Source organism: Streptomyces sp. NPDC020379, from assembly GCF_044387105.1.
Taxonomy (GTDB): Bacteria; Actinomycetota; Actinomycetes; order Streptomycetales; family Streptomycetaceae; genus Streptomyces.
Map to the genome: position 1 here is coordinate 26,085 of NZ_JBIRVR010000012.1, position 24,325 is coordinate 50,409.

The window sequence follows — 24,325 nt, forward strand, 5'->3', positions numbered from 1 at the left end:
GTGGCGGGCGCACCTGGGAGATGGTCGTGTTCTGGTTCTTGCTCATCGCGCTGGTCGTGGTGGTGGCCGCGGTCACGCTCTTCGTCGTGGGCGGCGGGAGCGGTGTCTCGCTGCCCGAGGCCGAGCCGGACCGGATCGCCTGGCCGCTGCCCGCGGACCGGCCCACGAGCCGGGCCGACGTCGACGCGGTGCGGCTGCCGCTCGCCCTGCGCGGCTATCGCATGACGGAGACCGACGACGTCCTGGACAGGCTCGGCGCCGAACTGGCCGAAAGGGACGCGCGGATCGCCGAGCTGGAGCGGTCCCTCGCCGACGCGCGGGAGCGGGCGGCGAGGAGAGCCGAGGAGGGCCCCGGCCCGGCGCCGCACGACGCCGCGCCGGGCGAGCGGAGCGGGGGCGGGGAAGCATGAGCACCGGAGCGGTCGTCGGCCCGGACGGCCTGGCGCGCTGTCCATGGGGCCTGGAAGCGGAGTCCATGGAGGACTACCGCCGCTATCACGACACCGAGTGGGCCCGCCCGGTGCACGGCGACGACGCCCTTTACGAACGGATGTGCCTGGAGGCGTTCCAGTCCGGGCTGTCGTGGCTGACGATCCTGCGCCGTCGCGAGGGGTTCCGCGCGGCCTTCGCCGGCTTCTCCATCGCCAAGGTGGCGGCCTTCACGGAGGCCGACGCCGAGCGGCTGCTCGCCGACCCGGGCATCATCCGCAACCGCGCGAAGATCACCGCGGCGATCGGCAACGCCCGGGTGGCGGCGGAGTGGGCGCCCGGCGAGCTGGACGCCTTCATCTGGTCGTACGCCCCGGACACGCCCCGGAAGGCACCGCGCTCGGCGGCGGACGTGCCCGCGGTGACCCCGGAGTCCACGGCGCTGGCGAAGGAGCTCAAGAAGCGGGGCTTCCGCTTCGTCGGCCCCACGACGGCATACGCCATGATGCAGGCGTGCGGCCTGGTCAACGACCACCTGGCCAACTGCCATGCGCGCGAGGCCGCGTAGCCGCCCGGCCGGTCAGCGCCCCACGAAGCGCGGCTTCTCCTTCTTCAGGAAGGCGTCGACCGCGATGCGGTGGTCCTCGGAGGCTCCCGCGCGGCCCTGGAGCTCGTCCTCCTTGGCCAGCGACTGGGCGAGCGAGTGGTCCGCGCCGTAGGCCAGCGACTCCTTGAGCGCGGCGTAGGCCGCGGTCGGGCCCGTCGCGAGCCGGCGGGCCACCGCCTGGGCCTGCGCGGCGAGGTCCGCCGCGGGCACGACCTTGTTGGCGATGCCCAGCTCGTACGCCTCCTGGGCGGGCACGTTGCGGGGGAACAGCAGCAGGTCCGAGGCGCGGCTGTGGCCGACGAGGCGGGGGAGGGTCCAGGAGACGCCCGAGTCCGCGGTGAGCGCTACCCCGGCGAAGGAGGTGTTGAAGGAGGCGGTGTCCGCGACGACGCGGTAGTCCGCGGCGAAGGCGAAGCCCGCGCCCGCGCCCGCCGCGACACCGTTGACCCCGGCCACGACCGGCTTCCGCATCCCGGTGATCGCGGTGACGATCGGGTTGTAGTGCTCCTTGACGGTGGTCATCACCGACTCGGCCCGGGCCAGCAGCTCGACGTGTTCCTTGAGGTCCTGTCCGACGCAGAAGGCGCGCCCCGTGGCGGTCAGCAGGACGGCGCGCACGGCCGGATCCGCGCCGGCCTCCTGGAGCACGTCGCGCAGCGCCGCCTTCGTCGCGATGTCGAGCGCGTTCATGGCGTCGGGACGGTTGAGTGTCACCGTCGCGAGCCCGTCCGTCACGTCGTACAGCACGGTGTCGGCCATGGAACCGCTCCCTCCCTCGTCGCGGCTGCGTCGACAGCCGTCAGGGTCAGCATGCCGGAGATCACCGGCGGCCGATATGTGACCTGCGTCAAAGAAACCGGCCATCGAGGCGGTGCGGTGGCGGCGCAGTATCGCAGTCCGATCGCCGAATTGGGTGGTTTTGAGAGAGCGCGTTGCCGACCGGATGCGGACTGATGTTGGTCATCGGGTCACGCGATGCGGGATAATGGCCTGGAAGCAATGTGTTCGATGCCGGTGACACCTGGGTTGTCGGCTGCGGCGAGCTGGTTTCAGGAAGGGGAACGAGCATGGCGGCCATGAAGCCGCGGACGGGCGATGGCCCGCTCGAGGTGACCAAGGAGGGGCGGGGCATCGTCATGCGGGTTCCGCTCGAGGGCGGCGGTCGTCTCGTCGTCGAGCTGACCCCGGACGAGGCCAAGGCTCTCGGCGAGGCCCTGGAGAAGGTCACCGTCTGACGCGCGGCCTGCGGATCTCACGCTGCCCCGGCGCCGGCTCGTCCCGGCTCCGGGGCAGTGGTGTATCCACGGCCGGCCGCGCGCGCCCGGGCGGGCGGCCGTCAGCCGCGCCGGGCCGCGCACAGCAGTCCGTCGCCGACCGGCAGCAGCGAGGGCAGCAGCACCGTGGACTCGCGGACGGCGCGCAGCAACTCGCGCAGCCGCTGCACCTCGGCGGGCTGGGCGGCGGAGTCGACCGTGCGGCCGTCCGCGAAGACGCCCTCGAAGCAGACGAGTCCGCCCGGCCGCAACAGGCGCAACGATTCGGCTAGATAGTCGAGGCACTCCAGCCGGTCGCCGTCGCAGAACACCAGGTCGTATCCGCCGTCGGCGAGACGCGGCAGGACCTCCAGCGCGCGGCCCGGGATGAAGCGCGCCCGGTTGCCCGCGAAGCCCGCGGCGCGGAACGCCTGCCGGGCGAACTGCTGGCACTCGGGATCGCTGTCCACGGTCGTCAGCACACCGTCGGGCCGCATGCCGTGCAGGAGATGGAGGCCGGAGACGCCCGTGCCCGTGCCGATCTCGGCCACCGCCTTGGCGTCCACCGCCGCGGCGAGCAGGCGCAGCGCGGCGCCGGTGCCGGACGACACCGAGCGGAGACCTGCCTCGTGAGCCCGGTCCCGGGCCCACCGCAGCGCCTCTCCCTCGGCGACGAACGCATCGGCGAACGCCCAGCTCGTCTGCTGGTTGCCGGTAATGGCCCTCTCCTGTCCCCGTAGTCGACGCAACCGTGACTGTATCCGCTGACCACGGGAACCCGCAGATGGGACCGCGCGTTGGGAAGAATCGGAAGGCTACGGCGGAGGAAGCCGGGGGGAGATGTCGGGGACGGGGGACCAAGGCCAAATGAAGGTCAAAATTCCTTATCCTGAGCTAACGGGCGGGATGGATATGGTAGGGGCTCCACTGGACACCACCAGAGCCGACAGGGGAGGTGCGGCTGCGGCCGGAGACCGTCGGAGCGTGCTGAAGCGCTTTCGCAGGTCCATCGGCGAGCCGAAATCCGTGACCAAGACCGCTGACCGTTCGCTCCCCCATGGCCTGAACGGCATGGGCGGTGCCCCCATCGCCGACTCCGCACCCACCGCGACCTTCGCCACCGATGCGGATTCGCAGGCGTGGGCCCCTCCCTCCTGGGAGGAGATCGTCAGCACGCACAGTGCACGGGTCTACCGCCTCGCCTATCGCCTCACCGGCAATCAGCACGACGCCGAGGACCTCACGCAGGAGGTGTTCGTCCGCGTCTTCCGCTCGCTGTCGACGTACACCCCGGGCACGTTCGAGGGGTGGCTGCACCGCATCACCACCAACCTCTTCCTGGACATGGTCCGGCGCCGCCAGCGCATCCGTTTCGACGCCCTCGGTGAGGACGCCGCTGAGCGGCTCCCCAGCCGCGAGCCGTCCCCCCAGCAGCACTTCAACGACACCCACTTCGACGCGGACGTCCAGCAGGCGCTGGACACCCTCGCCCCGGAGTTCCGCGCCGCCGTCGTCCTGTGCGACATCGAGGGCCTCTCCTACGAGGAGATCGCCGCGACGCTCGGCGTCAAGCTCGGCACCGTGCGCAGCCGCATCCACCGTGGCCGCTCCCACCTGCGCAAGGCACTTCAGCACCGCTCGCCCGCCGCCCGGGCCGAGCAGCGCGCTGTCGCCGTGACGGGTGCGGGCCCCGGCTTTCCGCTGGGTGGGGAGGTAGGGATCGCGTGACCGGTTCAGGCGGTCAGTCCCCCGCCGAGCACCATCTCGGCGACCGCCTCGCGGCCCTGGTCGACGGGGAGTTGGGACACGACTCTCGGGAGCGGGTGCTCGCGCACCTGGCGACCTGTTGGAAATGCAAAGCCGAAGCCGACGCCCAGCGTCGGCTCAAGAGCGTGTTCGCCGAGGCGGCCGCCCCGCCGCTCTCCGACGCGCTGCTCGCCCGCCTGCAGAATCTGCCCGGCACCGGCCCCGGCGGCGACGGCTTGGAGGGGCTGCGCGGCGACGGCGCGCAGCCCGCTCCGGACGGCCGCAAGCGGTCCGGGAGCCAGGGAAAAGGCGGCTCCGGCACCCGGGCTGAAACCTTTGCCCTCTTCCCCGCCGCCCCCTGGCAGCGTGACCGCGGCTTCCGTGTCCACGAGCTGCCCGACCCCTCCCGCGGCGCCTCCCGCGGGCGCCGCTTCGCCTTCGCGGCGGCGGGCGCGGTCTCGCTCGCGGCCTTCGCGCTCGGCAGCGCCCAGCCGCTCGCCTCGGTCGGCGAGACCACCAGCGCGCGCTCGGGGGACCCCCGCGTGGCCACCACGCCGCTCTCCATGAGTCAGGGGGGCACCGCGGAGGACAGCCGTCGCTCCCTGGCCCTCACGCTCGCCGGGCGGGACGGGCCCGCGGTGCCCGGCGCCCCGGCCGCGCCCGCGCCTGTGGCCATGGGAGTCTCGCTGCTGCGGCCCTCCGCCGCGCCGCTCCCGCCGCTGGTCCGCGCCGCGCTCCCCGCCCCGGGCTTCTCCGCGGCCGACAGCGCGCGGATCCGGCACTGATCGTTCCCGGTGTGGCCACGCCTTGATCCCGCCATGGCCGCGCCCGACGGATCCGGTCGGCGGCCCCAGGCCCTCTGCGCAGGCCCGCGCGGACCTGGTTGAATTCCCGGTGGGCCGCGGATCCCTCGGGCGACGCCGTGCGCCCTCCGGCGAACGGTGGGGAGAAGATGGACGAGGGGAAGGCCGGGCCCATGGGCCCCAAGCCGCACTGGTGGAGCCGTCCCCGGCGTACGACACCGCCTGACGCGGTGCCGCGCGGCCCGGAGGACCGGGGCGGCGAGGACACCGCCCCCGCGTCTCCCTGTGCCGCCCCGGCACCCCGGCACGCGCCCGATCCGTACAGCACCCCGCCCTACGGCCGCCCCGGACCATGGGCGCCCGCGCCGCCCGTCCAGCGCCCGGTCACCCCGGCACACGGCACCCTCCTCCCGCCGCCGGGCATGCCTCCCGCCCCGCCCGGCGCGCCGTTCCCGTACGGGACGCCCCTGCCCGCGCCCTGGGGTTACGACCCCTGGGCCGTCTCCCCCGCGACCCGCCCGGCCGCTCCCGCCCCGGGACCGGCCGCGCGGCGGCGCGGGCGGATCGTCGTCGGAGCGGTGATCGTGGCGCTCGTCGCCGGGGGCATCGGCGGGGTCACCGGTGCGTTCCTGGAGCGGGACGGCGTCGTGGGGCACCACGTGCGGCTGCCGCAGGCGCCCGCGGACCGGTCCGGGCGCGCCCCGGACAGCGTCGCCGGGATCGCGGCGCGCGCCCTGCCCGGCGTGGTGACGATCCATGTGCGCGGCGGCAGCGACCAGGGCACCGGCACCGGCTTCGTCCTGGACAAGGAGGGCCGCATCCTCACCAACAACCACGTCGTGGAGCCCGCGGGCTCCGGCGGCGACATATCGGTCACCTTCAACAGCGGCCAGACGGCGAAGGCCACCGTCGTCGGCCGGGACAGCGGCTATGACCTTGCCGTGCTCAAGGTCTCCGGCGTGACCGGGCTGACCCCGCTCGCCCTCGGCAACTCCGACTCCGTCCGCGTCGGCGACTCCGTGGTCGCCATCGGCGCGCCCTTCGACCTCGCGGGCACCGTCACCACCGGGATCATCAGCGCCAAGGAGCGTCCGATCACCGCGGGCGGCCAGAAGCAGGACGGCAGCGACGTCAGCTATGTGGACGCGCTCCAGACCGACGCCCCGATCAACCCGGGCAACTCCGGCGGGCCGCTGATGGACTCCCAGGCCCGCGTCATCGGGATCAACAGCGCGATCCGGTCCGCGGGTGACAGCTCAGAGCTCGGCGGCCAGGGCGGCAGCATCGGTCTCGGCTTCGCCATACCGGTCAACCAGGCCAAGCGCGTCGCCGAGGAGCTCATCAACACAGGCCGGGCCACCCACCCCGTCATCGGGGTGACCCTGGACATGACATACGCGGGCGACGGCGCCCGGGTGAACTCCAAGGGCGCCGACGGCCCGGCGGTCACCCCGGGCGGGCCCGGTGACAAGGCCGGCATCCGGGACCAGGACGTGATCAAGAAGGTCGACGGGGCCCCGGTGCACAGCGGTCAGGAGCTGATCGTCAAGGTCCGCAGCCACCGTCCGGGTGACCGGCTCTCCCTGACCGTGGAGCACGACGGCGGCGAGCGGACCGTGGAGCTGACCCTGGGCTCGGCGGGCGCGCGGTGACCTTTGGCCTGATGTTGGCCCGGGTGTCGCCCTCGGCGGTGGCCGGGCCAGGTACCGTGATACGTGGCCGCGACCCCCGGCCACTTACGCATCAAGGAGCTGCAACGTGCTCGACATAGGACCCCTCGAGCTGGTCGCGCTCGTGGTGATCGCGGTGCTCATCTTCGGCCCGGACAAGCTGCCGAAGATGATCCAGGACGTGTCGCGGACGTTGCGCAAGATCCGGCAGTTCTCGGAGAACGCCAAGCAGGACATCCGCTCCGAGCTGGGCCCGGAGTTCAAGGACTTCGAGTTCGAGGACCTGAACCCCAAGGCCTTCGTGCGCAAGCATGTGCTCGACAAGGACGAGCTGGGCCTGAAGGAGATCCGCAACGGCTTCGACTTCAAGGCGGAGATGGGCGACGTGGCCGACGCGGTCCACGGGCGCAGCAGTGCCCCGGCTCCTTCCTCCGAGCCGGCCGCCCCCGGCTCCGCAACCCCCTCCAGCGGCCCTGACCTGCTCAAAAAGCGCGAGGGGCTGCATCCGGGCGAGCGTCCGCCCTTCGACTCCGACGCCACCTGAGCTCGCGCGTCCCCGGCGCCATTGACGGGGGTGGCTATCCTCCCTGTGTTTGGGGTGAAGTCTCCCTAGGGGGCGGGCTCGCCCAGGACATCGGGCCACGAGGAGGCGCCGCACAGATGGAGACGACGAGTCGGGTAGGGGCGCAGGGGCCGGCCGGCGAGGCCGGGGCGGCCGCCGCACAGGATGCGGCACAGAGCGGCCCCGGTGCCCGGCGGTCCGTCGACGGCTATCTGCTGGCCTCGTTCCCGTGGTACGGCCTGGACGAGGCGTACAGCGGGCCGCGCTGGCTGATGCAGGTCGGCGCCGCCGCCGACGGGACCGTGGAGCACGGTTCCACGGGCCACGGCGAGGAGCCCTCGCTGCGGGGCGAGAAGACCGCCCCCGCCGAGGCCAAGCAGCGTTTCGCCGTCGTGGTGACCGTCGCCAGCCGCCCGGTCCGGCGCAGCGCCGACGGCACGGGTGTGCTGGAGGCCACCTCGGTCTCCTCCGCCGCCTGGCTGGCCGGCTCGGGGCTGCTGTCGTCCACCTGGCCGGCGCAGATGGAGCGCGCCCTGCGGCAGGACTGGCTGGACCAGCAGACGGCCCTCGCCTGGGAGCTCGCCGACCATCTGGAGGAGCCCGCCTGGTCGACGCTGTCGCTCCCGGTCGACGGCGTGCCCACCGACTTCCGCTACCGCGAGTCCGAGTACGGCTGGGTGCTCGCCGGCTCCGCCGAGGGCGTCCACCTGGGCGCGTACGGGCGGGGCATGAGCGCATACGGCATGGGCTTCTCGGTGATCAAGGACCTGGCCGCCTACGGGAGCTGAGACGGTCACCGATCGGGCCACCCGAGCTGCGGGGTTCCCGGTGCCGGGCTTGAATGCCTGGCAGGGGACGCACTCGGAGAGGTGAAGCGACATGGGTGGTTCGTTCGAGCTCTACAAGGACAAGGCCGGCCAGCACCGGTTCCGCCTCAAGGCCGGGAACGGCGAGATCATCGCCGTCGGCGAGGCGTACAACAGCAAGGCCGCGGCCGAGAAGGGCATCGCGTCCGTCAAGAACAACGCCCCCGACGCGCCGGTCAAGGACCTGGAGACCGGGAACCAGTAGCGGTAAGGGGCGGCCTCCATGGAGACCGCCCCTTACCGTGCCTGCCGCGCGGGCGGCGTCAGAACTTGTTGCGCGGGGTGATCCCCAGGGACATCCCCGACAGGCCGCGCTGGCGGCCGCCGAGCTTGCCCGCGATCGCCCGCAGCGCGACGCCCGCCGGGGAGTCGGGGTCCGACAGGACCACGGGCTTGCCGTCGTCGCCGCCCTCGCGCAGCCGGACATCGATCGGGATCGCGCCCAGCACCGGCACGTTCGCGCCGGTCGTCCGCGTCAGGCCGTCGGCGACCGTCTGGCCGCCGCCCGTGCCGAAGACGTCGACCATCTCGTCGCAGTGCGGGCAGGGCAGCCCGGACATGTTCTCCACGACGCCGACGATCTTCTGGTGCGTCTGCACGGCGATCGAACCGGCGCGCTCGGCGACCTCGGCGGCGGCCTGCTGAGGGGTCGTCACCACCAGGATCTCGGCGTTCGGGACGAGCTGCGCGACGGAGATCGCGATGTCACCGGTGCCCGGCGGGAGGTCGAGCAGGAGGACGTCCAGGTCGCCCCAGTAGACATCCGCCAGGAACTGCTGGAGCGCGCGGTGCAGCATCGGGCCGCGCCACACCACCGGGGCGTTGCCCGGCGTGAACATCCCGATCGAGATGACCTTCACGCCGTTCGCCGACGGCGGCATGATCATGTTCTCGACCTGGGTGGGCCGGCTGTCGCCCGCGCCCAGCATGCGGGGCACCGAGTGGCCGTAGATGTCCGCGTCCACGACGCCGACCTTCAGGCCGTCGGCCGCCATCGCCGCCGCGAGGTTGACCGTCACCGAGGACTTGCCGACGCCGCCCTTGCCGGACGCCACCGCGTAGACCCGGGTCAGCGAGCCCGGCTTGGCGAAGGGCACCTCGCGCTCGGCCGTGCCGCCGCGCAGCGACGCCGCCAGCTCCTTGCGCTGCTCGTCGCTCATCACGTCGAGCTCGACGGTGACGTCCGTGACGCCCTCGACGGCGGCCACGGCGTTGCGCACGTTGCTCGTGATCGTCTCGCGCATCGGGCAGCCCTGGACCGTCAGATAGACCGCTACCGCGACCGAGCCGTCCGCGCCGATCCCCACCGATTTGACCATCCCGAGGTCGGTGATCGGACGGTGGATCTCGGGGTCGTTCACCGTCGCCAGCGCGGCGCGGATCGCGTCCTCGCTCACAGACGTGCCGTTCGTGTCGGTAGCCATAAGCACGATGGTACGGCGCGGGAGGGGGCCTCCGGAAAGGCCCTTCAGCGGTCGCGTTCCTCACTCTCGTACGGGAATATCCGCCGCTGTTCCAGCTCCTTCACCAGATCCTGGAACTCCGAGCGGATCCAGTCCCGCGTCGCGACCTCGCCCAGGCCCATCCGCAGCGCCGCGATCTCCCGCGTCAGATACTCCGTGTCCGCGATGGACCGCTCGTTCTGCGTGCGGTCCTGCTCCAGATTGACCCGGTCGCGGTCGTCCTGCCGGTTCTGCGCGAGGAGGATCAGCGGCGCCGCGTACGACGCCTGGAGCGAGAGCACCAGGGTCAGGAAGATGAACGGATAGTTGTCGAACCGCAGATGCCCCGGCACCGTGGTGTTCCACAGCACCCACAGCACGATGACGACCGTCATCCAGACGATGAACCGGCCCGTCCCCAGGAACCGCGCGATCCGCTCCGACGTGCGCCCGAACGCCTCCGGGTCGTAGCTGGGCAGCCAGCTGCGCCGCCGCACCCGCGGCAGGTCCAGCCGCACCCGCGGCTGGTGCGCGATCCGCTCCTTGGCCCGCTCCTCACGACTGCGTTCAGTGCCCATCCGCGGCCTCCGGAAGATCGCTCATGCCCAGTGCGCCGGAGTGCAGCTCGGTCTCCCGCCAGTCGTCCGGCAGCAGGTGGTCCAGGACGTCGTCGACGGTCACCGCGCCCAGCAGCGCGCCGCTGTCGTCCACCACGGGCGCGGCGACCATGTTGTAGGTCGCCAGATAGCTGGTGACGGCGGGCAGCGGGGTGTCCGGCGGCAGAGGCCGCAGGTCGGTGTCGACGATCGACCCGACGAGCGTGAACGGCGGGTCCCGCAGCAGCCGCTGGAAGTGCACCGTGCCCAGGTACTTGCCCGTCGGGGTCTCGTCCGGCGGACGGCACACGTAGACCTGCGCGGCCAGCGCGGGGGAGAGGTCGGGGTTGCGCACCCGCGCGAGGGCGTCGGCGACCGTGGCGTCCGGGCGGAGCACGATCGGCTCCGTGGTCATCAGGCCGCCCGCCGTCCGGTCCTCGTAGGCCATCAGGCGCCGTACGTCGGCGGCGTCCTCCGGCTGCATCAGCGTCAGCAGCCGCTCCATGTCGTCCTCGGGCAGCTCGGAGAGCAGGTCGGCGGCGTCGTCCGGGTCCATGGCCTCCAGGACGTCGGCCGCCCGCTCCTCCTTGAGCTTGCCGAGGATCTCGATCTGGTCGTCCTCCGGCAGCTCCTCCAGGACGTCGGCGAGCCGGTCGTCGTCGAGGGCGGCCGCCACCTCCGCGCGCCGCTTCGGCGACAGGTGGTGCAGCACGCTGGCGAGGTCGGCCGGGCGCAGCCGCTCGAAGGTGGCCAGGAGGTTCGCGGCGCCCTGCCCGTGCTCCTCCAGCGAGAAGCCGGTCACCGCCGACCACTCCACCGTCAGCGTCTCGCCCTTGCGGCGCAGGGCCCCGCCCTTGCCCTTGCGGACGAAGACCTTGTCGATCTCCCAGTCGCGACGGGCCGGCAGCTGGGTGACCGCCACGTCGAGGACGGTGACCTCCTCGCCCCCGTCGACCAGGCGCACCCGGCGGTCCAGCAGCTCGCCGACGACCAGCGTCTCCGTGGGCCGCTGCTCGAAGCGCCGCAGATTGATCACGCCGGTGGTGATGACCTGGCCGGACTCCACGCCCGTCACCCGGGTCATCGGCAGGAAGATCCGGCGGCGGCTGACGACCTCCACGACCAGCCCCAGCACGCGCGGCGGACGGCCGCCGACGCGCAGCATCGCGACGAGGTCCTGCACACGGCCCACCTGGTCGCCGTGCGGGTCGAAGACGGCCACCCCGGAGAGGTGCGAGACGAACACCCGGTGGACGCCTCCCGCCATGGCCGCGCCCTCCTGCTCCGGAATCCGAAGGGGTGATGTCCAGATTTCAGGCTACGTGCCCGGCTTCTCCCCGGCGCGGGAGAGACGGCCGTACGGACTCCCCGCTTCCGCCTCCGCGCGGCCCGGGTACGCTGCCGTACTCCATCGGTGTCAGGAGGCATGAGCAGACGTGCGAACCCCGAAGGCGGCACTCGTCGGAGCGCTGTGCGCCGGCCTGTCCGCCGCGCTCACGGCCTGTGGCGGCGGTGGCGACGATCCCGACGCGGGCACCAACGGCGTGGGCAAGCTCGACGCCGCGAAGATCCAGGACCAGGCCACCGCGGCCGCCCGCGGCGCGGACGCGGTCCACCTGTCCGGCAGCGTCGTCAGCCAGGGCCGTACGTACAGGATCGACATGCGGCTGAAGAAGGACGGCGGCACGGGCCAGGTCGCGACCGGCGCCGGCGCGTTCGAGCTGCTGCGGGTCGGCGACGAGCTCTACCTCAAGGCACCCGCGGCGTTCTGGTCGCACGGGGACGGCGGCGGCGCGGCGGGCGGCAAGCTGGAGAAGAAATACGTGAAGGTCCCCTCCAACGACCCGTCCTACCAGCAGTTCAAGGGCTTCACCGACAAGAACGTCCTGCTGGACGGCCTGCTCGTGCTGCACGGCAAGCTCACGCGCGGCGACCACGGGACGGTCGCCGGTGTCCGCACGATCCGCGTCACCGGCGGCGCCAAGGGCAGCGGCGGCACGCTCGACGTCTCCCTGACGGGCACGCCGTACCCGGTGCGGGTGCAGCGGGCGGGCGGGGCGGGCCAGCTGGAACTGGGCGACTGGGGCAAGGACTTCGCCCTCTCCGTCCCGGACAAGAGCGCCACCGTCGACTACGGCAAGAACATCCCGACCGGCGCCGACCCGTCCGCGGGCAAGGGCACCTCCACGGGCAAGGACCAGGGCACAGGCAAGGACCCGGGCACGTCCTGAGGCCCCGCGCGGGGTCAGCCCCGGCGGCGCCGGCCCCGGAGCAGGCGCGGCAGGGCCGCGGGCATGGGCATCCGCGTGACGGCCGGCGACGGCAGGGGCTGCGCGGCCAGCGCCCCCGACGGCAGCTCCACCGTCGAGCCCTCCGGCTCCAGGCGGAGCACCCGGCACTCCGCGGCCCACCGCTCCTCGATCCGCTCCGCGTCCGGCGCGTTGAGCCGCTTGCCCTTGAGCTCGGCGACGGCCGCGCCCCACTGCTCGCCCCGCGCCGCGAGCTCGCTCACGCGCGCGTGCCAGGTCACCAGGCGGCCGCCCTTGTCCTTGCTGCGCACCGTCACGACCGCCCGCGCGCCGTCCGCGAGCCCGAGCTCCTCCACCGGCTGCTCGCCGGGCCCGCCGACGAGATGGGCGGCGCCCTCGTGCCACACGTGCCACAGCGCGCGGCTCGGCCCCGTCGGACCCTGCACCCAGATGAGGCCGGACTTCTTGGTGGCCTCTTCGATCAGCGCCAGCGTCTGCGTCATGAGCTCACCTTATGCCGCCTACGCTGGACGGGTGATGACTGCCCGGACCACCAGGACCGCCCGTGCCGCCCGTACGGGCCCCGCCGCCCCGCCGCAGGCGCCCGCGAGTGCCGCGGCCCCGGTCCGTACGGACATCGCCCTGCTCGCCGTGGCGATCGCCGGGATCTCGCTCTCCGCGCCGCTCACCGCGACCATCACCCCGGCCACCCTCGCCATCGCCTTCTGGCGCAACGCCATGGCGGTCGGCGCCCTCACCCCGCTCGCGCTCGTCCGGCACCGCGCCGAGCTGCGCGGCATCGGGCGCCGGGCCCTGCTGCTGTCCGTCGCGGCGGGCGTGCTGCTCGCCGTGCACTTCGCGATGTGGCTGCCGAGCCTGCGAATGACCTCGGTCGCGTCCTCGACCGCGCTCGTCACGACGACCCCGATCTGGACCACGCTCCTGCTGCGCCTCGGCGGACACCGCCGCCCGGCGCTCGTCTGGGCGGGCACGGCTCTCGCGTTCCTCGGTGTCGTGATCCTGACGGGCGTCGACTTCGCGGTATCGGCCCGCGCGCTCGCCGGGGACGCGCTCGCGCTCGCCGGCGGCATCGCGGCCGCCGGGTACGTCCTGCTGGGGGCGGAGGTGCGGCGGACGGTGGGCACCGTCGCGTACACCTGCGTCCTGTACGCGACGACGACGGTCCTGCTGCTGGTCACCTGCCTGGTGTCCGGCGCCCGGCTCGGCGGCTACAGCGGGGAGACGTGGCTGAAGCTGGCCCTGCTCACGGTCACCGCGCAGCTGCTCGGGCACTCGCTGATCAACCGCGTGGTCAAGGGCCTCGGGCCGTCGGTCACCTCGACGGCGATCCTGCTGGAGACGCCGGGAGCCGCGCTGATCGCGGCCCTGTGGCTGCACCAGCTCCCGCCGGCCGCGGCGTATCCCGCGCTCCTGGTGATCCTGGCGGGCCTGGCCCTGGTGATCCGGGGCGACCGGGCGGCGGGCTGACCCCTTCTACGGTTCCACGGCTCCTACAGCCAGCCGTTCCGCTTGAAGCCCCGGTGGATGGCGACACAGATCGCCACCGTCACGACCATCACCGTCGGATAGCCGTACTTCCACTCCAGCTCCGGCATGTACTTGAAGTTCATGCCGTAGACCCCGGCGATCATCGTCGGCACCGCGCAGATCGCCGCCCACGACGTGATCTTCCGCATGTCCTCGTTCTGGGCGACCGACGCCTGGGCGAGGTTGGCCTGGAGGATGGAGTTGAGCAGGTCGTCGAAGGAGACTACCTGCTCGTGCACGCGCGCGAGGTGGTCGGCGACGTCGCGGAAATACTTCTGGATGTCCGGGTCCACCAGCCGCATCGGCCGCTCGCTGAGCTGCTGCATCGGCCGCATCAGCGGCGAGACCGCCCGCTTGAACTCCAGCACCTCGCGCTTGAGCTGATAGATCCGGCCCGCGTCGCCACCGCGCGAAGAGCCCTTGCTGGGTGCGGAGAAGACATCGATCTCGACCTCGTCGATGTCGTCCTGCACCGCGTCGGCGACCGCGATATAGCCGTCGACCACCTGGTCGGCGATGGCGTGCAGGACGGCCGAGGGGCCCTTGGCGAGCAGCTCCGGGTCGTCCTGGAGGCGGTGGCGCAGCGCGCGCAACGAGCCCTGGCCGCCGTGCCGGACGGTGATGATGAAGTCCGGACCGGTGAAGCACATCACCTCGCCGGTCTCCACGACCTCGCTGGTGGCGGTCAGTTCCGTGTGCTCGACGTAGTGGATGGTCTTGAAGACGGTGAACAGCGTGTCGTCGTAGCGCTCCAGCTTGGGCCGCTGGTGGGCGTGGACCGCGTCCTCCACGGCGAGCGGGTGCAGCCCGAACTCCTGGGCGATGCCCGAGAACTCACGCTCCGTCGGCTCGTGCAGCCCTATCCACGCGAAGCCGCCCTCGGCCCGCACCCGCCGCATGGCATCGGCCGGGCTGACGTGGTCGCTGAGGCGCTTGCCGTCGCGGTAGATCGCACAGTCGACCACCGCGCTGCTGACGGAGGGGTCCCGGGTGGAGTCGTACTCATGAGGAGTGACACCCCGGCGGAGGGCGGGGCGGACGGCGGCACGCAGGTCGCGGATCATCGACATGGCAGGCTCCTTCACGGGCCGGCCGTCAGTCTCGGTGGAGCGGCGCAACGCTGCCCGGAACGTGGACGTACCACCCCGGTCGGGAGGAAATACATCCGCGAAGCGGGCGGCGCTTCGCGCGGTGCGGTGGACTGACGGCAGTGCGCAAGAACTTCGCAGAGAACACGGAACAAAGCGAGACGAAGGCGCTCTTCCGTCAAGTGCTGCGGGCGCGAAAGGACTTCCAGGAGGAATCCCGGTGGTATCCGGCGGAAACGGCCGGTACGGGAAGGCTTTCAGATCACAAGGAGCGCGCCCGGAGCGGAGGGACGGGAGAACTGCCGGTACTGCACGGTCGACTAGGATCCACCGCAGCCCCACCTCCTCCGGCCGGTCCCCGCTGAGGGACGAGCGTAACTCCCTGACCAGAGGTCAAGGCTAGCAGCCACTTAACCCGTCAATACCCTCCTTTGCCCGTTCGATACGCGTTCTATGCTCACTGCATGTCAGACGTTCTCGCACTGGTCGAGGCCCGGCTGCGGACAGCCCTGGGCGAACCGGACGCGCGCGCCGCGGTGACCTTCCTCGGCACCGACCGGATCGAAGTCCTCCGCTTTCTCGACGGAGACGTCGTCCGCTACGCCACCCTCGGCATGTCCGCCCAGCCGATGGCCGACCCCACCGCCGTTGTCGCCGATCCGCTCCGAGGCCCCCGCGCCGAACTGGTCCTCTCCGTACGCGCGGGCCGCGCCGACACCGACAAGGTGCTCCGCCCGCTGGCCGTGCTCGCCGCGTCCCCACAGGTGGAGGGGCTCGTCGTGGCCCCCGGCGCCTCGCTGGACACGGGCGAGCCGCTGTGGCCGGGCGCGCCGTTCACCTCCGTGCTCGTCGCCGAGTCCGGCGGGCTGGTCGAGGACCTCGAACTGGATGACCCCATGGAGCCCGTCCGCTTCCTTCCGCTGCTGCCGATGACACCGAACGAGGCGGCGTGGAAGCGGGTCCAGGGAGCGGCCGCGCTGGAGGAGCGGTGGCTCGCGCACGGCACCGATCTGCGTGACCCACTGAGGCCCGGGGTGCCCCTGGGGTGACGCTCCGGGGTGTCGGCGTCCGGACGGGTGATCGTCCTTGACGCGGCGGCGGGCTGGGAGGACCGTTGGGCCTTATGAGGGGCGAACCCAGTTGCCCGAAGTGCGGAGGCCGGGTGCGCGCGCCCGGTCTCTTCTCCGACTCCTGGCAGTGTTCCGTGCACGGGCCGGTGCACCCCTTGCAGCCGGTCGTCCCGCCGAGCGTCGAGGCGCTGGCCGTCGTCGTCAACCGCGCCCGGGTGCCGGTGTGGATGCCCTGGCCGCTGCCCGTCGGCTGGCTCTTCACGGGCGTGACGTGCGCGGGCGACGACCGCAGCGGCGGCCGGGCCACCACCGTCGCCTGCTCGGGCCCGAGCCCGCTCGGCGGCCCCGGTGAGCTGCTGCTCGTCGCCGAGGAGCTCGGCGTCGGCCTCGGCGCCCGCTATGCCGGGATCGACGGCCCCGACCCCGGCCCCCATATGTGCGTCGACCGCTCGCCCCACGCCAAGGTGCACGCGGCGGGCCGCCCCACCCCCCTCTGGCACGTCGACGGCGCGCCCGACGACCGCGCCGTCTTCGCGGGCGAGGCGCGCGGGCTGTGGTTGTGGGCGGTCGTCTGGCCGGAGCGGTCGGGGCTGCTGATGTACGACGAGCTGGTGCTCACGGATCTGCGCGAGGCGGGCGCCGAGGTGGAACTCCTGCCGTGCGGCGCGCTGTCCCCGCGCCTGCTGTCCCCGTAATCCGGCGTCCGGGACGGAGCGCCGGTGGGTGGCGGTGCCGACGGCGGCGCCGGTTATCCTGAACCGGTCCCCTTCCGTCCCACCGCCAGGAGCCGTGACGTGCGCATCGACCTGCACACCCACTCCACGGCTTCGGACGGCACGGACACCCCCGCCGAGCTGGTCCGCAACGCGGCCGCCGCCGGGCTGGACGTCGTCGCGCTGACCGACCACGACGGGGTCGGCGGCCACGCCGAGGCCATCGCCGCGCTGCCCGCCGGGCTCACCCTGGTGACGGGCGCCGAGCTCTCCTGCCGCTTCGCGGGGCCCGACGGCTTCAGCGTGCACATGCTGGCCTATCTCTTCGACCCGCTGGAGCCGGAGCTCGCCCGCGAGCGGGAGCTCGTCCGCGACGACCGGGTGCCCCGCGCGCGCGGCATGGTCGCCAAGCTCAACGAGCTGGGCGTGCCCGTCACCTGGGAGCGGGTCACGGAGCTCGCCGCGGGCGGCGCCGTGGGCCGGCCGCACGTGGCCAGCGCCATGGTCGAGCTGGGCGTGATCGACAGCGTCTCCGACGCCTTCACCTCCGAGTGGCTGGCCGGTGACGGCCGGGCCTACGTCGAGAAGCACGAGCTCGACCCCTTCGACGCGATCCGCCTGGTCAAGGCGGCGGGCGGGGTCACCGTCCTCGCGCACCCCCTGGCGCTCAAGCGGGGCAACCGCGTCTCCGAGAGCGGCATAGCCGAGCTGGCCTCGGCCGGTCTCGACGGCGTCGAGGTGGACCACATGGACCACGACGCGTCCACGCGCGCCCGGCTGCGCGGCCTGGCCGCCGACCTCTCCCTGCTGACCACCGGCTCCAGCGACTACCACGGCAGCCGCAAGACCTGTCGGCTCGGTGAGTACACCACCGACCCGGAGATCTACGGCGAGATCACCCGCCGGGCCACGGGAGCCTTCCCCGTCCCGGGCGCGGGCGGCTGACCCCTCACCCCTCCCGGTCACTCCGGGCCACGCGCGTGCCCTGTGCGCCCGCGCGGGACCGGGCATCCGTACGCCCCTGAGCACCCGGCCGTACGACCGGCGCGTACTGCTCGTACGCACCCCCTTCCCACCTCCGTGCGCCGCCCCGCGCCCGCGAACCCTGCCTCACCCACGCTCCTGCTCGCACCACTCTCGCAAGGCCACACTGTGTTCGACTTCGCTGTCTTCGGATCCCTCTTTCTCACGCTTTTTGTGATCATGGACCCGCCCGGGATCACTCCGATCTTCCTCGCGCTCACCTCCGGCCGTCCGGCCAAGGTGCAGCGGCGGATGGCCTGGCAGGCCGCCGCGGTCGCCTTCGGCGTCATCGCCGTCTTCGGCATCTGCGGCCAGCAGATCCTGGACTACCTGCACATCACCACTCCGGCGCTGATGATCGCGGGCGGTCTGCTCCTGCTGCTGATCGCGCTGGACCTGCTGACCGGCAAGTCCGAGGAGCCGACCCAGACCAAGGACGTCAACGTCGCCCTCGTCCCGCTCGGCATGCCGCTGCTGGCCGGGCCCGGTGCGATCGTCTCGGTGATCCTGGCCGTCCAGCACGCGGACTCCGTCAGCGCCCAGATCTCGGTGTGGGTGGCCATCGCCGCGATGCACGTCGTGCTGTGGCTCGTGATGCGCTATTCGCTGCTGATCATCCGGGTCATCAAGGACGGCGGTGTGGTGCTGGTGACGCGGCTCGCGGGCATGATGCTCTCGGCGCTGGCCGTCCAGCAGATCATCAACGGCATCACCCAGGTCATCGCCAACCGCTGACCGCGCGGGCCCCGCGCCCGGCGCGGCGCACCCGCGAACGCACGACGCCCCCGTACGGTCCGTACGGGGGCGTCGGCACGTGGGAGCGCTTACGCACTACCGGGCCGCTGTGTGGGCCGGGCGGATGTAGATGCGCTGGCCTGTGGATGCGGCCTGCTGCACGATCCTGTTGACGGAGGCGGCGTCCACGACGGTGCTGTCGACGGCCGAGCCGTCGGCGTCGTCCAGGCGCATGATTTCGAAGCGCAAGGCTTCTCCCTTCGTCTGATCCTCCTGAGGAGAACTCCATGAGTGGGTGACGGTGTCGCGACGGTGCGACCCGTTCACATACGTGTCCAACGAGGTGATCACTTCAAACATTCCCTACGCTAAGGAAATTTTTAACGTGACTAATTACTGAGAGCTCGCACATGACCCACCACGCCGTCGCGCACCCCCCGCTCCCACCGCGGCCCCCGGACCTGACCACGGTCGCCGCGGGCATCGAGCGCACCAATGAGCTGCTCACCCGCGTCCTCGCCGAGGTCGCCACCACCCCCTCCACCCATGCGATCTTCGTGGACGCCGGCTATGTCTACGCCGCCGCGGGCCGGCTCGTCGCCGGGACCGAGGACCGCCGGGCCTTCGACCTCGACGCCGAAGGGCTGATCGAGGCGTTCATCGACAAGGCCCGCATGATCTTCCCCGACAGCAGGCTGCTGCGGGTCTACTGGTACGACGGCGCCCGGCGCCGCATCCACACCGCCGAGCAGCAGAGCATCGCCGAACTGCCCGACGTCAAGGTGCGCCTGGGCAACCTCAACGCCAACAACCAGCAGAAGGGCGTCGACTCCCTCATCCGCAGCGACCTCGAATCCCTCGCCCGGCACCGCGCCATCAGCGACGCCGCGCTCATCGGCGGCGACGAGGACCTCGTCTCCGCCGTCGAGGCCGCGCAGGGCTACGGCGCCCGCGTCCACCTCTGGGGCATCGAGGCCGTCACCGGCCGCAACCAGGCCGAACCCCTGCTCTGGGAGGTCGACAGCCAGCGCACCTTCGACCTCGACTTCTGCAAGCCCTACGTCAGCCGCCGCGCCGTCCCCGAGCCCTACGGCGAGGCCGCCGCCCACCAGGCGCCCGCCCCCAGCCGCGACGACGTGCGCTTCGTCGGCGCCCAGGTCGCCGCCCAGTGGCTGGGCTCGCGCGGCCGCGACACGCTCGCCGAGCTGCTGCCCGGCCACCCCTATCTCCCCGGCGCCGTCGACCAGGAACTCCTGGTGGAGGCCGAGGCCCTGCTCGGCCTCTCCCTCCGTGGCCACGCGGACCTGCGCCGCGCGCTGCGCGACGGATTCTGGGACCACCTGGGCACGCAGTACTGAACGTACGGAACCCGCGTGACGCGTGCGCGCGCCGGAATGCGCGCGGGCACCGTGAGTGGAACCCTGGCTTCGGGTGGTCGTGCCCCAGGGGCGGCCACCCCGAGGGCTGCCGGCGTCCGGCAGCCCGGAAGCCCCGGAAGAGACCCCGACCAGAATCGAGGCGGTCCGTCATGGCGTCGTCGTCCCTTGACCGTGCCGTGCCGGGTGCGCCGTGCTGGGTGTCCCTGCTGACCCACGACCTCGCCGCCGCCGAGGACTTCTACGGACCGGTGATGGGCTGGACCTTCCGCTCCGGCCGGCTGGGCGAGAACTTCACCGTGGCGCTCGCCGACGGCAAGCCCGTCGCCGGCATCGGCAACGTCGCTCGCGCCATGGGCGTCGCCGTCTCCTGGACCTCCTACTTCGCCGTCGAGGACGCCGACATCGTGGCCTCCCGGATCCGCGAGCGCGGCGGCACCGTCGCCGTCGGGCCGATCGCCGTCGGACACGGCCGGGCCGCCCTCGCCGCCGACTCCGCGGGGGCCGTCTTCGGCTTCTGGGAGGGCCAGACGCTCCGCGAGTGGCGCGTCGGCCGGGAGGGCGCGCCCGCCTGGCTGGAGCTGCGCACCCGCGACGCCTTCGCCGCCGCCATCTTCTACGGTGAGGTCTTCGAATGGGCCACCGGCCGCCCCGACCGTTGCGAGGTCCGCTACGAGGACGACGCCGTGATGGTCCGTTCCGGTGAGCACACCGTCGCCTGCCTGCGCGGCGGCGCGGTCGAGGCGGCACCCGACCCGAGGGTCCGGCCCCGCTGGCACGTCTACTTCTGCGTCGACGACGTCGAGAAGGCCGTCGAGACCGCCCTCGCCGTCGGCGGCACGGTCGCCGCCGAACCGGGCCAGTCCCCGGTGGGCCGCGAGGCGACGCTCCGCGACCCCCAGGGCGGGCTCTTCACGGTGACGGCGAGCGAGGCGGGCGGCTAGGCGGCGGGCGGGACGGCCTGGTCCCAGAAGCGCACGAGCGCCTCGGCCGTCTCCGCCGGGCGCTCCGCGTTGGGGGAGTGGCCCGCGCCCTCGATGACCGTACGGACCGCCGACAGCTCCTTCGCCATCGCGTCGATCGACGGCACCGGCCACGCGTAGTCCAGCCGGCCGGAGAGGACGTGCTTGGGCAGCGGGACCGCCGCCAGCTCCGCCGTACGGTCCGGCTCCACCGTCAACTGGCGCCCGGCCACGAGGAGTTGCTCCTTGGTCGTGCCCGTCCAGCGGCGGTGCAGGAACTCGTCCAGATCCGACGGCTCCTCGGCCGGCTCCGTTTCCTGGGGCTCCTGGGGATCCTGCTTCCGCATCTCCTGCCAGACCGCTTCCTTGTCCAGCTGCCCCAGGGCGTCGATCAGCAGCCGGGTGCGTGCCCGCTGTTCCGGCGCGATCGCCCCCGGGCCGCAGCTCATGATCGTGAGCGAGCGGAAGGGGGAGGCGTCCAGCAGCACCGCCGCGCGCGAGACCAGGCCGCCGAACGAGTGCCCCAGCAGGTGCACCCCACCACCGAGGGCCTCCGCCTGGGCGAGCACGTCCTTGGCCAGCTCTTCCTGCGCGTACGCCGCCGTGTCGCGCGGCCCCGCGCTCTCGTGCTGCCCCCGCCCGTCCACGGCCACGGCACGGTAACCGGCCGCCGCGATCGGCTCCAGCAGCGCGATGAAGTCCTCCTTGCTCCCGGTGAACCCGGGCACGAGCAGGACGGTGCCGCGGCGTGTGGCCGTTGTGGGGGTGGCGTCGTGCGTGGCGAACTCGCCGCGGGGGGTGGGGAGGCGGTGCGCTTCCGCGTGCGGGGGGAGGGCGAGGAAGGGTGGGCGGCTCATGGGGTGAGGCTAGCGGTGGGGTTGGGGCGGGGGGCTTGGGGGTTGCCGGGGAGCGGGCCGACTCGCGCCTGCGGCGGGATTTTTTCCCAGCCACGGCCCTCCCCGAGGCTGAGGCTCCGCCCCAGACCCCGCAACACGCTTCGCGCGTTGTCCTCAAACGCCGGACGGGCTGGAATTGCGCACCCGCATCAGCCAGAACCAGCCTGTCCGGCGTTTGAGGACGCGCCCGAAGGGCGCCCCCGCCGCAGGCGGCAACGGCGGGACAGCTGGGGGGCCTGGGGCACGAGCCCCAGTTCGGGGAGGGGCGTGGCTGGGGAAAGAGCCCGCCGCAGGCGTCGGTGACCACCCCTGGGAAAACGCGACGGCCGGCCCCCGCGGAGGGGACCGGCCGTCGGCGTAGGCAGAAAGCGTCAGCCCGCGGCAACCTTCGGCGCCGCCGCCTTACGCGTCCGCTTCACAGGAGCCTCCACACCGTCGGCCTTGGGCGCGGCGGCCTTGCGGGTGCGCTTGGGCTTCTCTTCGCCTTCGGCGGCGTCGGCCTTCGGCGCAGCCGTCTTGCGGACGCGCTTGGGCTTTTCCTCGCCTTCGGCGGCGTCGGCCTTGGGCGCGGCGGCCTTGCGCGTGCGCTTCGGCTTCTCCTCGCCCTCCGCGGCGTCGGCCTTGGGCGCGGCGGCCTTGCGCGTGCGCTTCGGCTTCTCCTCGCCCTCGGCGGCCTCGGCCTTCGGCGCAGCCGTCTTGCGGACGCGCTTCGGCTTGGCCTCGACCGTCTCGTCGGCCTCGGCCTTCGGGGCAGCGGCCTTACGGACACGCTTCGGCTTGGCCTCAGCCTCGGTCTCGACGGCCTCGGCCTTGGGGGCGGCCGCCTTGCGCGTGCGCTTGGGCTTTTCCTCGGTCTCGACGGCGTCGGCCTTGGGGGCGGCGGCCCTGCGGGTCCGCTTCGGCTTCTCCTCGGCCCCGACGGCCTCGACAGCTTCGGTGACCTCGGTGACCTCGGCGGCCTCGACCTTCGGCGCAGCCGTCTTGCGGACGCGCTTCGGCGCGGCCGGAGCCGACTCCGTGGCCTGGGACGGGATCGTGGCGGTGGACGAGGCCGCGGCCAGCGCCCGGGCCGCCGTCTCGACGGTCTGGAAACCGGGCTCGGACGCGTCCGAGGCCAGCGGCTTCACCACGCGCGGACGACGGCGGCGCGGCTGCTGGGGCTCGGCGGCGGCGATGGGAGCCGGAGCCGCCGGAGCGGCCTCGGTCGTCGTGGCGGCGGGGGCCACCGGTGCGGCGGCCGACGACGCGCTGTGGCGCGTACGGCGACGGCGACGCGGCTTCGAGGGCGTCTCGGGAGCGCCCTCGGCCACCGGCTGTGCGGCGGGAGGCGTCACGGCCTCGGCCACGGGCGTCGCGACGGCGGCGGCCGGAGCCTCGGCGCCCGCCGTCGTGCCGCCACGCGTGCGGCGGCGCTGACGCGGGGTGCGGGTGCGCGCGGGGCGCTCCTCCGCGGCGGCGGGGGCCTGCTTCGGGCCGCGGCCACGGGGGCCGCGGCCGCCCGTCTCGCCGAGGTCCTCGATCTCCTCCGCCGCGAGCCCGGCACGGGTCCGCTCGGAGCGCGGCAGTATGCCCTTGGTGCCCGCGGGGATGTTCAGCAGTTCATAGAGGTGCGGGGAGGTGGAGTACGTCTCCTCCGGCTCGTCGAACGGCAGGTCCAGCGCCTTGTTGATCAGCTTCCAGCGCGGGATGTCGTCCCAGTCGACGAGGGTGACGGCCGTACCCGACTTGCCCGCGCGGCCCGTACGGCCGATGCGGTGCAGGTAGGTCTTCTCGTCCTCGGGGGACTGGTAGTTGATGACGTGCGTGACGTTGTCGACGTCGATGCCGCGGGCGGCGACGTCGGTGCAGACCAGCACGTCGACCTTGCCGTTGCGGAAGGCGCGCAGCGCCTGCTCACGGGCGCCCTGGCCGAGGTCGCCGTGGACCGCGCCGGAGGCGAAGCCGCGGCGGGCCAGCTGGTCGGCGATGTCGGCGGCCGTGCGCTTCGTACGGCAGAAGACCATCGCGAGGGCGCGCTCCTCGGCCTGGAGGATGCGGGCGACCATCTCCGGCTTGTCCATGTTGTGCGCGCGGAAGACGTGCTGCGTGATGTTGGCGACGGTCTGGCCCTCGTCGTCCGGCGCGGTGGCGCGGATGTGCGTGGGCTGCGACATGTACCGCCGCGCGAGGCTGATGACGGCGCCCGGCATGGTGGCCGAGAACAGCATCGTCTGGCGCTTGGCCGGCAGCATCATCATGATCCGCTCGACGTCGGGCAGGAAGCCCAGGTCGAGCATCTCGTCGGCCTCGTCCAGGACGAGCGCCTTGACGTGCGAGAGGTCCAGCTTCTTCTGGCCGGCCAGGTCGAGCAGGCGGCCGGGGGTGCCGACGATGACGTCGACGCCCTTCTTGAGCGCCTCGACCTGCGGCTCGTAGGCACGGCCGCCGTAGATGGCCAGCACGCGGACGTTGCGCACCTTGCCGGCGGTGAGGAGGTCGTTGGTGACCTGCTGGCACAGCTCGCGGGTGGGGACGACCACGAGCGCCTGCGGGGCGTCGGTGAGCTGCTCGGGCTTCGCCCGGCCGGCCTCGACGTCCGCGGGGACGACGACGCGCTCCAGCAGGGGGAGGCCGAAGCCCAGCGTCTTTCCGGTGCCGGTCTTGGCCTGGCCGATGACGTCCGAGCCCGACAGGGCCACGGGGAGCGTCATC

Annotated in this window: 27 protein-coding genes; 17 read left to right on the forward strand and 10 right to left on the reverse strand. The window is 72.8% G+C overall.

What is annotated here, in order from left to right:
- The first annotated feature begins 20 nt into the window (after positions 1–20).
- Together ACH427_RS17345 and ACH427_RS17350 are read left to right on the forward strand one after the other, a co-directional pair.
- On the forward strand, positions 21–410 hold the full coding sequence (locus tag ACH427_RS17345; protein ID WP_398870494.1) for a DivIVA domain-containing protein: 390 nt from the start codon (positions 21–23) through the stop codon (positions 408–410).
- Positions 407–997 (forward strand): DNA-3-methyladenine glycosylase I, encoded by a 591-nt coding sequence (locus tag ACH427_RS17350; RefSeq protein WP_398870333.1) that lies wholly within the window; start codon positions 407–409, stop codon positions 995–997. The genes ACH427_RS17345 and ACH427_RS17350 overlap by 4 nt, the downstream gene beginning before the upstream one ends.
- A 12-nt stretch (positions 998–1,009) precedes the next feature.
- Here ACH427_RS17350 and ACH427_RS17355 read toward each other — a convergent pair whose 3' ends face one another.
- Complete coding sequence (locus ACH427_RS17355) at positions 1,010–1,795, reverse strand: enoyl-CoA hydratase/isomerase family protein (RefSeq protein ID WP_398870334.1); 786 nt, start codon at positions 1,793–1,795, stop codon at positions 1,010–1,012.
- 308 nt (positions 1,796–2,103) lie between these two features.
- Here ACH427_RS17355 and ACH427_RS17360 point away from each other — a divergent pair, with 308 nt between their 5' ends.
- Positions 2,104–2,271: a DUF3117 domain-containing protein gene (locus tag ACH427_RS17360; RefSeq protein WP_003985072.1), complete on the forward strand. Its 168-nt coding sequence runs from the start codon at positions 2,104–2,106 to the stop codon at positions 2,269–2,271.
- A 101-nt stretch (positions 2,272–2,372) separates the two neighbouring features.
- Here the strand turns inward: ACH427_RS17360 and ACH427_RS17365 are convergent, their stop codons facing one another.
- Complete coding sequence (locus ACH427_RS17365) at positions 2,373–3,038, reverse strand: class I SAM-dependent methyltransferase (protein WP_361525134.1); 666 nt, start codon at positions 3,036–3,038, stop codon at positions 2,373–2,375.
- A gap of 163 nt (positions 3,039–3,201) precedes the next feature.
- On the opposite strand from ACH427_RS17365, the gene sigE reads away from it, so the two are divergent.
- From sigE to ACH427_RS17395, 6 genes are all read left to right on the forward strand, one after another.
- Positions 3,202–4,017 carry an RNA polymerase sigma factor SigE gene (sigE, locus tag ACH427_RS17370; protein ID WP_398870335.1) on the forward strand — a complete coding sequence of 272 codons (816 nt, stop codon included), beginning with the start codon at positions 3,202–3,204 and terminating at the stop codon, positions 4,015–4,017.
- Positions 4,014–4,820 (forward strand): anti-sigma factor family protein, encoded by an 807-nt coding sequence (locus ACH427_RS17375; RefSeq protein ID WP_398870336.1) that lies wholly within the window; start codon positions 4,014–4,016, stop codon positions 4,818–4,820. Before sigE ends, ACH427_RS17375 begins: the two co-directional genes overlap by 4 nt.
- A 167-nt stretch (positions 4,821–4,987) precedes the next feature.
- Complete coding sequence (locus tag ACH427_RS17380; protein WP_398870337.1) at positions 4,988–6,490, forward strand: S1C family serine protease; 1,503 nt, start codon at positions 4,988–4,990, stop codon at positions 6,488–6,490.
- 106 nt (positions 6,491–6,596) lie between these two features.
- The gene (locus tag ACH427_RS17385; protein WP_398870338.1) at positions 6,597–7,052 is read left to right on the forward strand and encodes a sec-independent translocase; all 456 of its coding nucleotides are present in this window, start codon (positions 6,597–6,599) and stop codon (positions 7,050–7,052) included.
- Between the two features lie 116 nt (positions 7,053–7,168).
- The gene (locus tag ACH427_RS17390) at positions 7,169–7,858 is read left to right on the forward strand and encodes a hypothetical protein (protein WP_398870339.1); all 690 of its coding nucleotides are present in this window, start codon (positions 7,169–7,171) and stop codon (positions 7,856–7,858) included.
- 91 nt (positions 7,859–7,949) lie between these two features.
- A complete protein-coding gene (locus tag ACH427_RS17395) occupies positions 7,950–8,141 on the forward strand; it encodes a YegP family protein (protein ID WP_398870340.1) in 192 nt (63 codons plus the stop codon).
- Between the two features lie 58 nt (positions 8,142–8,199).
- Here ACH427_RS17395 and ACH427_RS17400 read toward each other — a convergent pair whose 3' ends face one another.
- From ACH427_RS17400 to ACH427_RS17410, 3 genes are read right to left on the reverse strand one after another with little or no spacing between them, the layout of a single operon-like run.
- Positions 8,200–9,360: an Mrp/NBP35 family ATP-binding protein gene (locus ACH427_RS17400; RefSeq protein WP_398870341.1), complete on the reverse strand. Its 1,161-nt coding sequence runs from the start codon at positions 9,358–9,360 to the stop codon at positions 8,200–8,202.
- Positions 9,361–9,404: 44 nt separating this feature from the next.
- The gene (locus tag ACH427_RS17405; protein ID WP_398870342.1) at positions 9,405–9,956 is read right to left on the reverse strand and encodes a DUF1003 domain-containing protein; all 552 of its coding nucleotides are present in this window, start codon (positions 9,954–9,956) and stop codon (positions 9,405–9,407) included.
- Complete coding sequence (locus ACH427_RS17410; RefSeq protein ID WP_398870343.1) at positions 9,946–11,241, reverse strand: magnesium transporter MgtE N-terminal domain-containing protein; 1,296 nt, start codon at positions 11,239–11,241, stop codon at positions 9,946–9,948. The genes ACH427_RS17405 and ACH427_RS17410 overlap by 11 nt, the downstream gene beginning before the upstream one ends.
- 169 nt (positions 11,242–11,410) lie before the next feature.
- Between ACH427_RS17410 and ACH427_RS17415 the strand changes: the two genes are divergently transcribed.
- Positions 11,411–12,205: a hypothetical protein gene (locus tag ACH427_RS17415; protein ID WP_398870344.1), complete on the forward strand. Its 795-nt coding sequence runs from the start codon at positions 11,411–11,413 to the stop codon at positions 12,203–12,205.
- Positions 12,206–12,219: 14 nt separating this feature from the next.
- Here the strand turns inward: ACH427_RS17415 and ACH427_RS17420 are convergent, their stop codons facing one another.
- Positions 12,220–12,726, reverse strand: coding sequence for a hypothetical protein (locus ACH427_RS17420; RefSeq protein WP_398870345.1), 507 nt, complete (start codon positions 12,724–12,726; stop codon positions 12,220–12,222).
- Positions 12,727–12,760: 34 nt separating this feature from the next.
- Between ACH427_RS17420 and ACH427_RS17425 the strand changes: the two genes are divergently transcribed.
- Positions 12,761–13,711 (forward strand): DMT family transporter, encoded by a 951-nt coding sequence (locus ACH427_RS17425; RefSeq protein WP_398870495.1) that lies wholly within the window; start codon positions 12,761–12,763, stop codon positions 13,709–13,711.
- Between the two features lie 23 nt (positions 13,712–13,734).
- Here ACH427_RS17425 and ACH427_RS17430 read toward each other — a convergent pair whose 3' ends face one another.
- Complete coding sequence (locus ACH427_RS17430) at positions 13,735–14,841, reverse strand: magnesium and cobalt transport protein CorA (protein ID WP_398870346.1); 1,107 nt, start codon at positions 14,839–14,841, stop codon at positions 13,735–13,737.
- 482 nt (positions 14,842–15,323) lie between these two features.
- Between ACH427_RS17430 and ACH427_RS17435 the strand changes: the two genes are divergently transcribed.
- The 4 genes from ACH427_RS17435 (at position 15,324) to ACH427_RS17450 (ending at position 18,400) form a co-directional block, all read left to right on the forward strand.
- On the forward strand, positions 15,324–15,908 hold the full coding sequence (locus ACH427_RS17435; protein WP_398870347.1) for a suppressor of fused domain protein: 585 nt from the start codon (positions 15,324–15,326) through the stop codon (positions 15,906–15,908).
- A gap of 74 nt (positions 15,909–15,982) precedes the next feature.
- Positions 15,983–16,624 (forward strand): DUF6758 family protein, encoded by a 642-nt coding sequence (locus ACH427_RS17440; RefSeq protein WP_398870348.1) that lies wholly within the window; start codon positions 15,983–15,985, stop codon positions 16,622–16,624.
- Positions 16,625–16,723: 99 nt separating this feature from the next.
- On the forward strand, positions 16,724–17,587 hold the full coding sequence (locus ACH427_RS17445; protein WP_398870349.1) for a PHP domain-containing protein: 864 nt from the start codon (positions 16,724–16,726) through the stop codon (positions 17,585–17,587).
- 207 nt (positions 17,588–17,794) lie between these two features.
- Positions 17,795–18,400: a MarC family protein gene (locus tag ACH427_RS17450; RefSeq protein ID WP_301892603.1), complete on the forward strand. Its 606-nt coding sequence runs from the start codon at positions 17,795–17,797 to the stop codon at positions 18,398–18,400.
- Between the two features lie 96 nt (positions 18,401–18,496).
- Here ACH427_RS17450 and ACH427_RS17455 read toward each other — a convergent pair whose 3' ends face one another.
- A complete protein-coding gene (locus ACH427_RS17455) occupies positions 18,497–18,649 on the reverse strand; it encodes a hypothetical protein (RefSeq protein ID WP_398870350.1) in 153 nt (50 codons plus the stop codon).
- A gap of 161 nt (positions 18,650–18,810) precedes the next feature.
- Here ACH427_RS17455 and ACH427_RS17460 point away from each other — a divergent pair, with 161 nt between their 5' ends.
- A complete protein-coding gene (locus ACH427_RS17460) occupies positions 18,811–19,758 on the forward strand; it encodes an NYN domain-containing protein (RefSeq protein ID WP_398870351.1) in 948 nt (315 codons plus the stop codon).
- 170 nt (positions 19,759–19,928) lie between these two features.
- The gene (locus tag ACH427_RS17465) at positions 19,929–20,720 is read left to right on the forward strand and encodes a VOC family protein (RefSeq protein WP_398870352.1); all 792 of its coding nucleotides are present in this window, start codon (positions 19,929–19,931) and stop codon (positions 20,718–20,720) included.
- Here ACH427_RS17465 and ACH427_RS17470 read toward each other — a convergent pair.
- Together ACH427_RS17470 and ACH427_RS17475 are read right to left on the reverse strand one after the other, a co-directional pair.
- Positions 20,717–21,595 carry an alpha/beta fold hydrolase gene (locus ACH427_RS17470; protein WP_398870353.1) on the reverse strand — a complete coding sequence of 293 codons (879 nt, stop codon included), beginning with the start codon at positions 21,593–21,595 and terminating at the stop codon, positions 20,717–20,719. The two genes, ACH427_RS17465 and ACH427_RS17470, sit on opposite strands and share 4 nt — an antisense overlap.
- A 410-nt stretch (positions 21,596–22,005) precedes the next feature.
- Positions 22,006–24,324 carry a DEAD/DEAH box helicase gene (locus ACH427_RS17475; RefSeq protein WP_398870354.1) on the reverse strand — a complete coding sequence of 773 codons (2,319 nt, stop codon included), beginning with the start codon at positions 24,322–24,324 and terminating at the stop codon, positions 22,006–22,008.
- Position 24,325: the final 1 nt, after the last annotated feature.